Consider the following 14,948-nt stretch of genomic DNA (forward strand, 5'->3'; position numbering starts at 1 on the left):
CTGCAAGATCGGCGGGGAGAAGGGGAGGGGCGCGCGTGGGTAAGGTGATTTCGCCTGTCGACGGGGCGGGGATCGGGGTCGTTCCGGGGTGCTCCGTCGAGGACGTGGATGCGGCGGTCGCGCGGGCTTCCGCGGCGTTCGAGACGTGGCGTCGGGTGGCGCCGGGGGATCGGGGGCGGCTGCTGCGGCGGTTCGCCGCCCGGGTCGACGCGCATCTGGATGAGCTGGCGCTCCTGGAGGTGCGCAACGCCGGGCACACCATCGGCAACGCGCGCTGGGAGGCGGGCAACGTCCGCGACGTGCTCGACTACTACGCGGGCGCGCCGGAACGGCTGACCGGGCACCAGATCCCGGTGCCCGGCGGGCTCGACGTGACCTTCCACGAGCCGCTGGGCGTGGTCGGCGTGATCGTGCCGTGGAACTTCCCCATGCCGATCGCCGGCTGGGGGTTCGCCCCGGCACTGGCCGCCGGCAACACGGTGGTGCTGAAACCGGCCGAGCTGACCCCGCTCACCGCGCTGCGCCTGGCCGAACTGGCCCGCGACGCCGGCCTGCCCGACGGCGTGTTCACCGTGCTGCCCGGTCGGGGCAGTGTGGTCGGCGAGCGGTTCGTCACCCACCCGGCGGTCCGCAAGATCTGCTTCACCGGCTCGACCGAGGTCGGCACCCGGATCATGGCCGGCTGCGCGGCCCAGGTGAAGCGGGTGACGCTGGAGCTGGGTGGCAAGTCGGCGAACATCGTCTTCGCCGACGCGGACCTGGAGAAGGCGGCGGCGACAGCGCCGTACGCCGTCTTCGACAACGCGGGCCAGGACTGCTGCGCCCGCTCCCGGATCCTGGTCCAGCGCCGGGTGTACGACAGGTTCCTGGAACTGCTCGAACCGGCCGTACGGGCGGTGCGGGTGGAGGACCCGGCCCGGGACACGGCCGAGATGGGCCCGCTGATCTCCGCCGCGCACCGGGACCGGGTCGCCGGGTACGTCGACGGGGCGGACGTCGCATTCACCGGCTCGTGCCCCGACGGTCCCGGCTTCTGGTACGCCCCGACGGTGCTGCTCGCCGGCTCCCCGGCCGATCGGCACTGGCGGGAGGAGGTGTTCGGCCCGGTCGTCTCGGTGCTGCCGTTCGACGACGAGGCGGACGCGATCCGGCTCGCCAACGACACCGAGTACGGGCTCTCCGGCTCGATCTGGACCCGGGACGTCGGGCGGGCGGTGCGGGTGGCCCGCGCCGTCGAATCGGGCAACCTCAGCGTCAACTCGCACTCCTCGGTGCGCTACTGGACCCCGTTCGGCGGGATGAAGCGTTCCGGCCTGGGCCGGGAGCTGGGTCCGGACGCGCTGCACGCCTTCACCGACGTCAAGAACGTGTTCATCGGCACCGAGGAGTGATCACAGTGCAGGGACGGCTTTCCGACCGGGTGGCGGTCGTGACCGGCGCGGGCAGCGGCATCGGGCTGGCCACCGTACGGCGTTTCGCCGCCGAGGGCGCCCGGGTGGTGTGCGTGGACATCGACGCCGACGCCGGTACCCGGGCCGCCCAGGAGGTGGGCGGCGAGTTCGTCGCCGCCGACGTGGCCGACGAGACGGCCGTGCATGACCTGTTCGACGGGGTGGTGCAGCGGCACGGCCGGGTGGACGTGTCGTTCCACAACGCGGGCATCTCGCCGCCGGACGACGACTCGATCCTGGAGACCGGCCTGGACGCCTGGGAGCGGGTGCTGCGGGTCAACACCACGAGCGTCTACCTGTGCTGCAAGTACGTCATCCCGCACATGCGGCGGCAGGGCAAGGGCTCGATCATCAACACCGCGTCGTTCGTGGCGCTGATGGGCGCGGCCACCTCGCAGATCGCGTACACGGCGAGCAAGGGCGGGGTGCTGGCGATGACCCGGGAGCTGGGCGTGCAGTTCGCCCGCGAGGGCATCCGGGTCAACGCGCTGTGTCCCGGGCCGGTGGCGACGCCGCTGCTGCTGGAGTTGTTCGCCAAGGACCCGGAGCGGGCTGCCCGGCGGCTGGTGCACGTGCCGATGGGCCGGTTCGGCGACCCGACCGAGATCGCCGCCGCGGTGGCGTTCCTCGCCAGCGACGACGCCTCGTTCATGACCGCCGCGCAGTTCGTCGTCGACGGCGGCATCACCGGCGCGTACGTCACTCCGCTATGACGCGACCTGTCATCGGCATCACCGCATACGTCGAGCCGGCCGGCTGGGCGGTGTGGCGGGACGTGCCGGCGACGCTCGTGCCGCACGCGTACGTCCGGGCGGTCACCGCGGCGGGCGGCCGGGCCGTGGTGCTGCCCCCGGACGACGCCGACGCGGACGTGCTGGGGCTGCTGGACGGGCTGCTGCTGGCCGGCGGCGCGGACGTCGGCCCGGAGCGGTACGGCGAGCCGCCGGACCCGCGCACCGAGAGCCGGCCGGAGCGCGACGCGGGGGAGACGACGCTGTTGACCGCCGCGCTCGCCGCCGACCTGCCGGTGCTGGGCGTGTGCCGGGGGATGCAGCTGCTCGCGGTGGCGTACGGCGGTCTGCTGCACCAGCACCTGCCGGACGTGGTCGGGCACGACGGGCACCGGCCCGCGCCGGGCGTGTACGGGTCGCATCCGGTGCGCTTCGCCACCGGCAGCCGGGCCGCCGAGGTGATGACCGGGGTGGACCGGGTCAACTCGTACCACCATCAGGCGGTGGCCGACCCCGGCGGCCTGGCGGTGACCGGCTGGGCCGACGACGGGGTGGTCGAGGCGGTGGAGGATCCGGCGCGGCGCTTCGTGCTCGGGGTGCAGTGGCATCCGGAGAACGAGGCCGATCCGCGGCCGGTGGCCGCGCTGGTCCGGGCCGCGATGTCGGCCAGATCACACACCCGCGTTTCGTAGGTGCGCGGACAGCCGAATCGGCGGTCCCGCCGACCCTGCGAGGTCGCCCGAGTCGCCCCGGAGCGTCGGTTACGCCAGGATGACACGGAGGTAAGCAGCGTCGAACGGTGCGGGTGCGTTACGTTGCTCGACCGTCGGGGTAGTAGGCGGGGACGGTCGGCGTGACAGCGCCGACCGTCGTGATCATGGCCGGAGCGGGAGGCTGCATGAGCTCGGCCCAGGGGGGCGGGGGCGACAGTCGTTCGTCCCCGGCGGCCGGCGAGGCGTCACTGTCGCCGCTGCTCGCCGCGGCGTTCGCGGCCGGCGGCGAGATGGGCGAGCGGCTGCGCGCCTTCGACTGGCGCGCCACCCCGCTCGGCAGCCCGGACCGCTGGCCCGCCGCGCTCAGCCACGCGATGAGCACCATGCTGTCGTCCCGCGCCCAGATGGTGGTGTTCTGGGGCGAGGAGCATCTCGCCTTCTACAACGACGCCTACCGGCCCACCATCGGCGACAAGCACCCCGCCGTGATCGGGCAGGCCGCGCACCGGCACTGGGCCGAGACCTGGGACGTGCTCGGCCCGCTGCTGGACGGGGTGCGCCGCACGGGCGTGCCCTACCGGGGTGAGAACCACCCCTTCGTGCTGAACCGGCACGGCTTCCTGGAGGACGTCTACTTCGACGTCTCGTACGACCCGATCCGCGACGTCGACGGCAGCGTCAGCGGGATCTTCTGCTTCGTCAACGAGACCACCGGGCGGGTGCTCGGCGAGCGCCGGCTGCGCGCCCTGGCCGAGCTGGGCAACGAGCTGGGCGACGTGCCGAGCATGCTCGAACTGGGCCGGGCCGTCACCCGTGTGCTCGACGCCCACCGCGCCGACGTGCCGTTCAGTGCGCTGTGGTTCCCCGACGAGCGCGGCACGCTCGTGCCGGGCGGCTGCTCCGGCGTGGATCCGGCCACCGTCGCCGATCCGCCGCCCGGCCTGCCCGAGGGCGAGCCGTTCACCGAGCCGCGCTGGATCGCCACCGCCGACCTGCCGGGCGCGATGCCGCCGGACGCCGCCGGCCAGGCGCTCCTGCTGCCGCTGACCGCGACGAACGAACCGGCCGGTGTGCTGCTGCTCGGGGTGTCCCGGCGGCTGCCGTTCACCGACGACTACCGGGACTTCGTCGACCTGGTCGCCGCGCAGGTGTCCCGGGCCGTGGGCAAGCAGCGGGCGTACGAGCAGGAACGCGCCCGCGCCGCCGAGCTGGCCGCGCTGGACCGCGCCAAGACCAGCTTCTTCGCCAACGTCAGCCACGAGTTCCGGACTCCGCTGACGCTGGTCCTCGGGCCGATGGAGGAGATGCTCGCCGACCGGGAGCTGCCCGAGCGGTACCTCGACCTGCTCACCGTCATGCACCGCAACGGGCTGCGTCTGCTCAAGCTGGTCAACACGGTGCTCGACTTCTCCCGGCTGGAGTCCGGCCGGTTGGCCGCCCGCTACCAGCCCACCGACCTGTCCGACTACACCTCCAGGCTGGCCAGCACGTTCCGCTCGGCCACCGAGCGGGCCGGGCTACGCCTGGTGGTGGACTGCCCGCCGCTGCCCGCGCCGGTCTACGTCGACCGGGACATGTGGGAGAAGATCGTCCTCAACCTGGTGTCGAACGCGGTCAAGTTCACCTTCGACGGCGAGATCCGGGTCCGGGTCCGTGCCACCGACGGCGCCGCCGTCCTGGAGGTGACAGACACCGGCGTCGGCATCGCCCCGGAGGAACTGCCGCAGGTCTTCGAGCGGTTCCACCGGGTGGCCGGTGCCCGCTCCCGTACCCACGAGGGCACCGGGATCGGGCTCGCCCTGGTCCGCGAGCTGGTCGAGATGCACGGCGGCACTGTCACCGCGCACAGCGTCGTCGACCGGGGCACCACCTTCACCGTGACCATGCCCTTCGGGTACGCGCACCTGCCCGCCGACCGGGTGGCCGCCCTGTCGCCGGTGCCGCTGAGCGAACCGGAGCAGGCCCGCCTGTACGTCGCCGAGACGGCGCTGTGGACCGACGAGGTGGCCCGCCCCACCGGGCTGCCGGAGCCGTCCGGCTCACCCGGCGGGTCCGGCCGAATCCTGTTCGCCGACGACAACCCCGACCTGCGCGAGCACGTCGTCCGGCTGCTCTCCCCGGCGTACGAGGTGGTGGCCGTGCCGGACGGCGTGGAGGCGCTGCGGCTGGCCGTGGAGACCCCGTTCGACCTGGTGCTGACCGACGTGATGATGCCCCGGCTGGACGGCTTCGGGCTGGTCGCCGCGCTGCGCGCCGAACCGGCGACCCGGCACGTGCCGATCGTGCTGCTCTCCGCGCGGGCCGGCGCCGCCGAGGAGGTCGCCGGCCTGTCCACCGGCGCGGACGACTACCTGACCAAGCCGTTCTCCAGCCAGGAGCTGGTGGCCCGGGTGCGGGCCAACGTCGAGCTGGGCCAGTTGCGCGGGCAGATCATCCGCCGCCTGCGGGCCCTCGCCGACGCCGCCGTGGAGATCAACACTGCCCGGTCCACCGCCGAGGTGGTGCGGGTGGCCGCCCGGCACGCGCTGCGCCTGGCCGAGGCCGGACGCGTCCGGGTCACCGCCACCGGGGCGCGCCACGAGGAGGACGCCGGCGGCGACCTGCCCGTCGAGCCGACAGTGGTGCTGCCGCTCACCGGCACCGCCGGCGAGCAACTCGGCGAGCTGCGGGTGTGGCGCCGCGAGGGCGGCGGCACCGAGGAGGCGGCGCTGGCCCAACTGGCCCGGCTGATCGGCGTACGGCTGGAGAACGCCCAGCTCTACGAGGCCGAGCACCACATCGCCACCACGCTCCAGCACAGCCTGCTGCCGCGTACGCTGCCGCAGTTGCCCGGCGCGGTGGTGGCCAGCCGCTACCTGCCCGGCAGCGCGGACGTGGAGGTCGGCGGCGACTGGTACGACGTGATGGCCACCGCCGACGACGACCTGGTGCTGGTCATCGGTGACGTGGTCGGCAAGGGCGTGCGGGCCGCCGCGGCGATGGGCCAGCTCCGCAACGCGCTGCGGGCGTACGTCCTGGAGGGCTACGACCCGGGTGAGGCGCTGACCCGGCTCAACCGGCTGGTCCACTCCGCCGGCAGCGGCTCCTTCGCCACTGTGGTCTGCCTCGGCTTCTCGCCGCGCACGGGCCGGATCCGGTACGCCAGCGCGGGTCATCCGTCACCCCTGCTGATCCGAGGAGACGACGTGGCGTTCCTGCACGATCGGGCCCTCGGACCGCCGATCGGGGCGATCCCCGGCGCCGTCTACCCGGCCGCCGAGGGCGAACTCGCACCGGGCAACCGGCTCCTGCTCTACACCGACGGCCTGATCGAGGACCGGTCCGCGGGCATCGACGCCGGGCTGGGCCAGTTGCGGGCCGACGCGACGGCGCGCGCCGGGCACGTGGCGGACCTGGTCGACGCCGTCATGGCCCGGGTGGCCGAGCGGTCCCGGCACGACGACGTGGCGGTGCTCGCGCTGGAGGCGGCCGAGCTGAACCGGTTCGCGCTGCGCCTGCCCGCCGACCCGACCCGGCTCAGCGTGCTCCGCAAGCGGCTGGAGGACTTCCTCGTCGCCCACCACGTCGGCGAGACCGACCTGTTCGACCTGACCGTGGCGGTCTCCGAGGCGGCGGCGAACGCGATCGAGCACCCGGTCGACCCGGTGGACCCGACGATCGAGGTCGAGGTGACTATCGCCGACCGCACGGTCACCGCGACCATCCGGGACAGCGGACGCTGGCGGGAGTCGAGCGGGTCGAGCTTCCGGGGACGCGGGCTGGCGCTGATCCAGGCGCTGGGGGAGATGGACGTGACGCGTACGGAGGCGGGCACCGAGTTGACGCTGCGCCGCCGGCTGACCGACCGGAACTGAGGGCTGTTGTCGCGTAAAGCGGATCAAATACGGCGAAGTCCCTAGGATCGCCTCATGGGGCGTGAGTCGTTCCGTCCTTCCCGCGGCAGCGGGGACGACCCGGTAGGTGCGGCGTGGACGGCGATTCGCCGCACCGGCCGGGCCACTGCGCGGGATCGGCTGCGGCGGGTGCGGTTGAGCCTGCTCGTGGCGGTGCAGTGCGGAGTGGCCGCCGCAGTCGCGTGGTGGGTCGCGAAGGATCTGATCCACAACCCGCAACCGCTGTTCGCGCCCGCCGTCGCGGTCGGCACCATCGCCAGCTCGGTGAGCCAGCGCTTCCGCCGTACGCTGCTGCTCATCGCCGGCGTGGCGGTGGGCATCGCGCTGGGCGACCTGCTGGTCTCCTGGATCGGGCAGGGATACGTCCAGATCGGCGTCATCGTCGCCGCCGCGATCCTCGTCGCCGTCCTGCTCAGCGACGAGGGGGCGTTCGTCACCCAGGTCGGCGGCAGCGCGATGGTGATCGCCGTGCTGTTCCCGGCCCGGACCGACATCGCGCTGCCCCGCTTCGTCGACGGCGTCGTCGGTGGGGCGGTCGGCATCCTGGTCGCGGTCGTGGTGCTGCCCCTGCACCCGATCCACCGGATCCGGCGGGCCGGCCGGCCCCTGCTCGACCAGATGGCCGCCGAGCTGGACCGTCTCGCCGACGCGGCCCTGGCCCGGGACGCCGAGCTGGCCCGTCAGGGTCTCGACAGGCTGCGCCGGCTCGACACCTCGGAGGTGGAGGCCGCAATGTCGGGCGCCGACGAGGTCGTCCGCATCTCGCCGTTACGGTGGCACAACCAGAGCGCGCTGCAGGGATGGCGGCACGGCGCCATCCTCATGATCCGCTCCCTGCTGCACAGCCGCGACGTCGCGCTCAACCTCGAACGCGCGATCCGTGACGACGAGCCCGTCCCGCCGTCGCTCGCCGAGGCCGCGCGGTGCCTGGCCGAGGCCGCGCGCACCGTCGGTGCGGGCTGGTCCCCGTCCGCCGGCCGGCCCTCCCGTTCCCAGCGGGCCGCGATGTCGGCCCTCCGCCTGGTTCAGGAGGCATTGCGCAGCGGCCTGCGCGTCAGCGGCATCAACGTGGCGAACGAACTCACCATCATCGCGGTGAACACGATCCGGGCGAGCGGGGTGCGCAAGCGCGACGCCGAGTCGCTGCGTCGTGATCTCGCCCCGGACACCGCGGGGGAGACGGGAGAGCGGCACCCCGCGTCGGATCGCGGGCGGCCGGAACCGGGGCCGGGCCTGTCGCCCGGGATGGGAGAGGCCTCCTAGCCGGAGGGCGCCCGAGTCGGTCAGGGCCGGGCGAGCCAGTCCTGGTCGCCGAGGCCGGAGATGTCCAGCACGCGCCGGACCTGCGGGGACGGCAGCACGGTGAGCGCGGCCGGGAACCGCTGGGCGAGCCGGACCACGGCGTGGATGGCGGCCGAATCGAAGAAGGTGACCGCCCGCAGGTCGAGCGTGAGCTGCTTGGCGGGCTCGCGGAGCGCGGTCTGGAACATGGTGTCGGCGGTCGCCATGTCGACCTCGCCGGTCACCTGGACGCGCAGTCGGTCGCCGTCGACCTGCGCCGTCACGGAGAACACGGGCGCCGCGCCCCCTTGATCCACGGAGCAACAATGGCACAGCGTTTGCGGCACGGCAACAACCTGCCCGGCGGGCCTGTGGCGGGGGGCACACCACCCCCGGCGATAGGCTTGGGCCATGACCGTCCGTGCGCCGCTGACCCCCGGCACGCTCTCCCCGTGGCGAGCGGTCCCCGCCCACATCCCGCGCCCGGAGTACGTGGGTAAGAAGCGTCCCCAGGAGTGGCGCGGATCGCACGTGCAGACGCCGGAGACCATCGAGAAGATGCGCGTGGCGGGGCGTCTCGCCGCCCAGGCCACCCAGCTCGCCGGTGAGCACTGCAAGCCCGGGGTGACCACCGACGAGATCGACAGGGTGGTGCACGAGTTCCTCTGCGACCACGGCGCCTACCCGTCGACGCTCGGCTACCGGGGCTTCCCCAAGTCGTGCTGCACGAGCCTCAACGAGGTCATCTGCCACGGCATCCCGGACACCACGGTGCTCCAGGACGGCGACATCATCAACGTCGACGTCACCGCCTTCCTGAACGGCGTGCACGGCGACACCGACGCCACGTTCTGCGTGGGCGAGGTGAGCGAGGAGGCCCGCCTGCTGGTCGAGCGGACCCACACGGCGATGATGCGCGGCATCAAGGCCATCGCGCCGGGCCGGCAGATCAACGTCATCGGCCGGGTGATCGAGTCGTACGCGAAGCGCTTCGGCTACGGCGTGGTCCGCGACTTCACCGGACACGGCATCGGCGAGGCGTTCCACAGTGGCCTCTACGTGCCGCACTACGACAGCCCGCGCCCCACCGACGTGATGGAGCCCGGCATGACGTTCACCGTCGAGCCGATGATCACGCTCGGCACCTACCAGTACGACATGTGGGACGACGGCTGGACCGTGGTCACCAAGGACCGCCGGTGGACGGCCCAGTTCGAGCACACCATCGTCGTCACCGACGACGGCTACGAGATCCTGACGCTGCCGTGACCGACACCCCTGCGGCACTGCGCGAGGCGCACCACGCGGACGTCTCCGGCGGCTGGCTGCGCCCGGCCGTCTTCGGCGCGATGGACGGACTGGTCACCAACATCGCGCTGATCGCCGGTGTGGGCGGCGGCGGGGTGTCGCCGCGCAGCGTGGTGCTCACCGGCACGGCCGGCCTGGTGGCCGGCGCCATCTCGATGGGTCTCGGCGAGTACACGAGCGTCCGGTCCGCGAACGAGCAGGTCGCCGCCGAGGTGGCCAAGGAGCGGCGCGAGCTGGAACGCCACCCGGAGGCCGAGGCCCGGGAACTCGCAGACGCCTGGGTCGCCCGTGGACTGCCCCGCGAGCTGGCGACGCAGGTCGCCGAGGCGGTACGCGCCAACCCGGAGGAGGCGCTGCGGGTACACGTACGGGAGGAGCTGGGCGTCGACCCCGACGACCAGCCGAGCCCGTGGGCCGCCGCGATCTCGTCGTTCATCTGTTTCTCGATCGGCGCGCTGGTGCCGCTGCTGCCGTACCTGCTCGGCTTCACCAGCCTCTGGCTGGCGCTCGCCGTCGGCGGCGTCGGCCTCTTCGTCGCCGGCGCGGTCGTGGCCAGGTTCACCAACCGCGCCTGGTGGCGCAGCGGTCTGCGGCAGTTGCTGCTCGGCGCGCTGGCGGCCGGCGCGACCTACCTGATCGGCGCGCTGATCGGCGTCGGCGGCGGCATCGGCTGACGGTCGGCCGTCCAGCCGGCCGTCAGCCGGACAGCAGGTCGTCGATGGTGCCGTCGACCGGCCGGCCCCGGGCGGCCAGTTCCTCGGCCTGGCGGGTCAGCGCCGCGCCCACCTCGGTCATGTCCGCACCGGCCAGCCCGGTACGCCGCACCGCGTCCCCCGGGTCGCGGAAGTAGGTGCGGCTGAACAGCCCCTGCACGGTTGCGGCAGCCAGCCGTGCCTCGCCGAGCATGAGCAGCGCCTGGTCCGTCTCGTACCACTCGGCCAGCCGCAACGCGCGGGCGTGCGCCGCGCTGCCCCGGTACCACGCCTGCCGCGCCGCGCTCGTGAACTCCGCCGGCCGGGCGCGTGCCAGGCGCGCCAGGTGCTCGTCGCGCAGCTTCCGCAGCCAGCCGGTCGGATCGTGCAGGGCGCGGGTGGTGACGTACCGGTCCGCGGCCAGCGGCCAGCGGGACGTGATCGTCGTCGCCCGGCGCAGGTAGTCGTCCGCCCCGGCCACCGTGAGGTCGACGAGTACGCCGTCCACCCGCCGGGTGGCGGGCGGCGGTCCGGCGCCGGGCCGGTAGGTGACGACCAGCAGGCCGACCTCGCGGTCCCCGCCGCCGTCGTCTTCGCCGTGCGCGAGCGGACCGTGTACGGCGACCGCCAGCACGTCGGCCGGGAACCGCCGCAGGACGGCGTCACCGACCCGCTCGGCCACCTGCCACCGTGGATCGTCCAGACGCCGCTCGGCGTCCACGTCGAGCGCCACGGTCCACCTCCGACAGATCGCCTGCGGCAACCCTAGCCAGATCGGGACCGGCAGCCCCGGTGGCACGGATGTCGGATTGTGCGCGTCTGCGGCGGGGCGCTCAGGCGTTCGGGGCCAGGCGGAACACGCGGATCTCGCGGCCACCGGCCCGCTCGACGTACGTGCGGTACGCGGGCCACTCCTGCACCAGCCGCTGGAACAGCCGTTCCCGTTCCTCGCCGGTGACCTGCTGGGCGGTGACCGGGATCCGGCGTCCCTTGACGTCCACCTCGGCGGCCGGGTTCGCCATCAGGTTGAACGTCCAGGACGGCTGGTGCTGCTGCCCCCAGTTCGAGCCGATCACCACGTAGGCGTCGCCGTCGGGGACGTACACCAGGGGGTTGCTGCGGGGCTTGCCGGAGCGGCGGCCGGTGGAGGTGAGCACCAGCGTGGGCACGAGCCCGAAGGCGACCACGCGGCCCTTCGTCATCCGGCCGACCAGCCGGTCGGCCGGGACGAGCAGGCGCATGGTGGCGCCGAACCAACGCTGGTGACCGAGACGGCGGGTGAGGGTTCCCAGGGCTGACATCCGACAAGTGTGCCGCCCACACCGCGCCCCGTCACCCCCTCGGACGGTCAGTCCGCCCCAAGGTCGACTCCATCTCCCCGAAGTGGTGGCATCCACCCCGCCGCGATGCCGCCACTCCGGCGGAATGGTGTGGATCATGCATGGGCGGCCGGCTCAGTCGAGCCGGCGTTCGATCGGCAGGCGGGACCGGGTGAGCAGCGCCGCGCCGCCCATCGCCACCAGCGGCACCACGACCAGCACGGCGAGCGTCACGCCGGGCACCGTCACCGGGTACGGCGGCTGCACCGGCCATGATTCGGCGTACCGCTGGTTGAGCGAGGCCAGGACGACCACGGCGGAGCCGAGCCCGGCGACGATGCCCAGCGCCGAACCGAGCACCGCGATCACCCCGGCCTGGCAGAGCGACAGCAGGCGGCGTACCCGGGGATCGGCGCCGACCGCCGCGAGCGTGGACAGGTCCCGGCGGCCCTCGGCCGCGGCGAGGCCGGTGGCGACCGCGGCGGCGCCGAGCGTGATCACACCGGAGGCCACCGCGAGCAGGAGCAGCATCGGGCGCTGGTCCGACGGCGGGTCGGCGGTCGCCAGCTGCGCCGACATGGGCCCGATGTCGAACAGCTCGTCGGCCAGCATCTCCATCTGCCGGTCGGTGGGGGAGCCGGCGGTGTCCAGCAGGTAGCCCATCGGCACGGCGGTCAGGCCGAGCGCGTCCGCGGCGGCGGAAGAGAGCACCAGCCGGTCGACTGTGAGACCGCCGCGCAGCGCGTACGCGGGCAGGAGACGCCCGGTGGGCGGACCGCCGGAGTTGTCGTTCACCTCCACCCGGACCTGCCCGTCCACCACCCGCCGGGCGTCGGTGACCACCACGCCACCTGCGGCGAGCGTCCGCCGCGCGGCGGCCAGTTCGTCCGCCGGCGCCCCGGTGAGCGCGGCCAGCGCGCCGCCGTCGTCCACGAGCGCCGGCAGGTAGACGTCGACCGGGTCCTGGAAGGGGCTCACGCAGCGCGGATCCCGCCGGGCCGCGTCGGGGACCGGGCCGGCGGCGTCGTACGGGCAGCGCTGCTCGGGCGGAACGAGCGCGTACGCGGTGCAGTCGTTCTTGTCCCGGACGTCGCCGACGCATCCGGGGGTCGCGACGGACACCACTGTGGCGTCGGGCAGGACCACGCGGGCCCGGCCGGCGACGACCTCGGCCGACGGCGGGTCCGCCGGGGTCTCACCGGAGTGGGTGAGCAGCACGTTCCCCGGCGGCAGGCCGGGTTGCCAGAGCTCTCGCGACCGCGTCTCGTCGCTGGCCACGTAGACGCCGAGCGCGACGCTTCCGGCCACCGCCGCCATCACCGCCGAGATGGCGGGCGCGGCCGAGGACCGGTTGCGGCTGGCGTCACGCAACGCGAGCCGGGGGGTCAGCGGCAGCAGCCGGCCGGCCCGGCCCAGCACGCCGACCAGCGACGGGGTGCAGAACACCAGCCCCAGCTCGCCCAGCGCGACACCGGCCAGCACTCCGGTCTGCGAGGTGCGGCCGGCGGCGAACGCGGCGATCGCGGTCCCGGCGACGGTGAGCGCCACCCCGACCAGCAGCCAGCGGCGGCGTGGCCGGGTCGCGTCGCGCCGGCCGGCCAGGCCGGTCGCCACGTCCTGCCGGGCCGCCGCCCAGGCCGGCGCCATCGCCGCGAGCACCCCGGCCAGCACCGCCGTCGCGGCGATCGCCACCAGCGCGGCCGGGAAGATCCGGTACGCCCCGAGGCGTTCCCCGAGCAGGTACTGCTCGACGATCGGCCGGCCCGCGAACGCCGCCCCGATGCCGAGCAGCATGCCCAGGGCGGCCCCGCCGGCACCGAGCACCACCCCGTCGGCGAGCACGATCCGGCGCAGGTGGGAGGCGTCGCCACCGGCCACCGCGACGAGTGCGAGGTCCCGCCGCCGGCGCCGGACGCTCACCGCGAAGGCCGGGCCGACAAGCAGCACCACCTCCAGCAGGCCCAGCCCGCCGACCACTCCGACGACGCCCGCCTCGTCGGCGTCCGGTACGGACATGCCGCGGCTGAACTCCTGCCGTCCCGGCAGCGGGCTGCGGACGACGACCTGGACGCCCTGCGCGTTCAGCCGGTCGGCGAGCCCCGGTTCCAGCGGGCCGGGCAGGTCCACCAACCAGGTGTCGCTGCCGGCCGTGCCGTCCGGAGTCACCCCGGGCAGCGTGATGACGTCCCGGAGGTTGTCCGGATACTCCACCACCCCGACCACCCGGTATGTGGTGCCGTCGATGGTGCGTACCGGGTCGCCGATGCGGGTCTCCAGCCGGCGCAGCGCCGTCGGGCTGACCGCGATCTCGTCGGGGCGTACCGGCGGCCGGCCGTCGCGTACCCGGGCCAGCGGCCGGGTGAGCGGGTCGGTCAGGTCGACGGCGCGCGCCTCGATCGACTCGACGTGCCGGTCCACCCGTGTCGAGAACGTCATCCACCAGCGGGTGCGAGCCAGCCGGCTGCCCTCGGGCAGCAGCGCGCGCACCTCCTCGGCGGTCGCCGGACGGGTCCGGCCGACCCACTCGCCCTCGACCGGCCAGGCCGACTCGCCCCAGGCGTCCTGCGTCACCGGCGTCAGGCTGTCCCAGCGCAGGGCGACGTCGGCGCCGCCGAGCTGGCGCTCGATGCGCTCGGCGCGGGTCAGATCACCCATGTCGTAGCTGACCGCGGCGAAGCTGAGGCCGAGAACCGGCAGCGCGATCATCACCAGCACCAGCAGCGTGCGCCGCCGGGACCGCCGGGCCTCCCGGCGGGCGATCCGCAACGCGGTCCGCCACGATCCGCGTACGGCGGCGAGGCGGCCGCCGGTCACCGGCTGCTGCCGCTGAGCAGGTGGTCGACGCCGATCAGCGGGGCGGTCGAGTCGACCATCACCCCGTCGCGCAGGAAGACCACCCGGTCCGCCCAGCCGGCGTGCCGGGCCTCGTGGGTGACGAGCACCCCGGCCGCGCCGGCGTCCACCCGGCGGCGCAGCAGGTGCAGCACCGCCTCGCCGGTCTGCGAGTCCAGCGCGCCGGTCGGCTCGTCGGCGAGGACCAGGCGGCGTTCGCCGACGAGGGCCCGGGCGATCGCCACCCGCTGCTGCTGGCCGCCGGACATCTGGTCCGGGAAGCGGTCGGCCAGGTCCTCCAGGTCGACCTCGCGCAGCGCGGCCAGCGCCGACTGGCGGGCCGCCCGTACGCCGGTGCCGTCCAGTTCCAGCGGGAGCGCCACGTTCTCCACGGCGGTCAGGCTGCCGAGCAGGTTCAGGTCCTGGAAGACGTAACCGATCCGGCGGCGCCGCAGCCGGGCCAGCTCGCGGGCGGACAGCCCGACCAGCGCCTCACCCTCGACCACCACCTCGCCGCCGGTGGGCCGGTCCAGGCCACCGGCGAGCGCCAGCAGCGTGGACTTGCCGGACCCGGAGGGGCCCATCACGGCCACGAGTTCGCCGGCCCGCACGGTCAGGCTCACGCCGCGCAGCGCGTGCACGGCGGCCTCACCGGCGCCGTGGGTCCGGCGGACGTCCCGCAGTTCCAGCACCCCGTCGATCGGGTCCATCAGCGCCTCCCGTGCCGG

At 74.2% G+C, this 14,948-nt stretch carries 12 protein-coding genes; 7 read left to right on the forward strand and 5 right to left on the reverse strand.

Translation table 11 applies throughout. The annotated features are described in order from the left end of the window. The first annotated feature begins 35 nt into the window (after positions 1-35). The 5 genes from O7611_RS05395 (at position 36) to O7611_RS05415 (ending at position 8,051) form a co-directional block, all read left to right on the forward strand. Positions 36-1,391 (forward strand): aldehyde dehydrogenase family protein, encoded by a 1,356-nt coding sequence (locus O7611_RS05395; RefSeq protein ID WP_269696303.1) that lies wholly within the window; start codon positions 36-38, stop codon positions 1,389-1,391. A gap of 5 nt (positions 1,392-1,396) precedes the next feature. Next, positions 1,397-2,164, forward strand: a complete 768-nt coding sequence (locus O7611_RS05400) for a 3-oxoacyl-ACP reductase (protein WP_269696304.1) — start codon at positions 1,397-1,399, stop codon at positions 2,162-2,164. Then, on the forward strand, positions 2,161-2,874 hold the full coding sequence (locus O7611_RS05405) for a gamma-glutamyl-gamma-aminobutyrate hydrolase family protein (RefSeq protein ID WP_194799775.1): 714 nt from the start codon (positions 2,161-2,163) through the stop codon (positions 2,872-2,874). Before O7611_RS05400 ends, O7611_RS05405 begins: the two co-directional genes overlap by 4 nt. A 206-nt stretch (positions 2,875-3,080) precedes the next feature. Further along, positions 3,081-6,749, forward strand: coding sequence for a SpoIIE family protein phosphatase (locus tag O7611_RS05410; protein WP_194799776.1), 3,669 nt, complete (start codon positions 3,081-3,083; stop codon positions 6,747-6,749). A gap of 168 nt (positions 6,750-6,917) precedes the next feature. Then, positions 6,918-8,051 (forward strand): FUSC family protein, encoded by a 1,134-nt coding sequence (locus O7611_RS05415; RefSeq protein WP_269696305.1) that lies wholly within the window; start codon positions 6,918-6,920, stop codon positions 8,049-8,051. 20 nt (positions 8,052-8,071) lie between these two features. Here the strand turns inward: O7611_RS05415 and O7611_RS05420 are convergent, their stop codons facing one another. Further along, positions 8,072-8,416 carry an STAS domain-containing protein gene (locus O7611_RS05420; RefSeq protein ID WP_194799778.1) on the reverse strand — a complete coding sequence of 115 codons (345 nt, stop codon included), beginning with the start codon at positions 8,414-8,416 and terminating at the stop codon, positions 8,072-8,074. Between the two features lie 64 nt (positions 8,417-8,480). On the opposite strand from O7611_RS05420, the gene map reads away from it, so the two are divergent. Next, on the forward strand, positions 8,481-9,338 hold the full coding sequence (map, locus tag O7611_RS05425) for a type I methionyl aminopeptidase (protein WP_073830294.1): 858 nt from the start codon (positions 8,481-8,483) through the stop codon (positions 9,336-9,338). Beyond that, complete coding sequence (locus O7611_RS05430) at positions 9,335-10,051, forward strand: VIT1/CCC1 transporter family protein (protein ID WP_269696306.1); 717 nt, start codon at positions 9,335-9,337, stop codon at positions 10,049-10,051. Before map ends, O7611_RS05430 begins: the two co-directional genes overlap by 4 nt. A gap of 22 nt (positions 10,052-10,073) precedes the next feature. On the opposite strand, the gene O7611_RS05435 is transcribed toward O7611_RS05430, so the two are convergent. The 4 genes from O7611_RS05435 to O7611_RS05450 form a co-directional block, all read right to left on the reverse strand. Continuing rightward, complete coding sequence (locus O7611_RS05435; RefSeq protein WP_194799780.1) at positions 10,074-10,802, reverse strand: nucleotidyltransferase domain-containing protein; 729 nt, start codon at positions 10,800-10,802, stop codon at positions 10,074-10,076. Positions 10,803-10,902: 100 nt separating this feature from the next. Continuing rightward, positions 10,903-11,370, reverse strand: coding sequence for a nitroreductase family deazaflavin-dependent oxidoreductase (locus O7611_RS05440; protein ID WP_269696307.1), 468 nt, complete (start codon positions 11,368-11,370; stop codon positions 10,903-10,905). A gap of 153 nt (positions 11,371-11,523) precedes the next feature. Continuing rightward, a complete protein-coding gene (locus O7611_RS05445; protein WP_194799782.1) occupies positions 11,524-14,202 on the reverse strand; it encodes an FtsX-like permease family protein in 2,679 nt (892 codons plus the stop codon). Continuing rightward, positions 14,199-14,930: an ABC transporter ATP-binding protein gene (locus tag O7611_RS05450; RefSeq protein WP_194799783.1), complete on the reverse strand. Its 732-nt coding sequence runs from the start codon at positions 14,928-14,930 to the stop codon at positions 14,199-14,201. The genes O7611_RS05445 and O7611_RS05450 overlap by 4 nt, the downstream gene beginning before the upstream one ends. Positions 14,931-14,948: the final 18 nt, after the last annotated feature.

The sequence above is a fragment of the Micromonospora sp. WMMC273 genome, from assembly GCF_027460285.1.
In the GTDB taxonomy this organism is placed as follows: domain Bacteria; phylum Actinomycetota; class Actinomycetes; order Mycobacteriales; family Micromonosporaceae; genus Micromonospora; species Micromonospora aurantiaca.

Bases quoted from the DNA above. Each gene is read 5' to 3' on its own strand.
- O7611_RS05405 (WP_194799775.1), top strand. From the start codon at position 2,161: ATGACGCGACCTGTCATCGGCATCACCGCATACGTCGAGCCGGCCGGC.
- O7611_RS05410 (WP_194799776.1), top strand. From the start codon at position 3,081: ATGAGCTCGGCCCAGGGGGGCGGGGGCGACAGTCGTTCGTCCCCGGCG.
- map (WP_073830294.1), top strand. From the start codon at position 8,481: ATGACCGTCCGTGCGCCGCTGACCCCCGGCACGCTCTCCCCGTGGCGA.
- O7611_RS05440 (WP_269696307.1), bottom strand. From the start codon at position 11,370: ATGTCAGCCCTGGGAACCCTCACCCGCCGTCTCGGTCACCAGCGTTGG.
- O7611_RS05450 (WP_194799783.1), bottom strand. From the start codon at position 14,930: ATGGACCCGATCGACGGGGTGCTGGAACTGCGGGACGTCCGCCGGACC.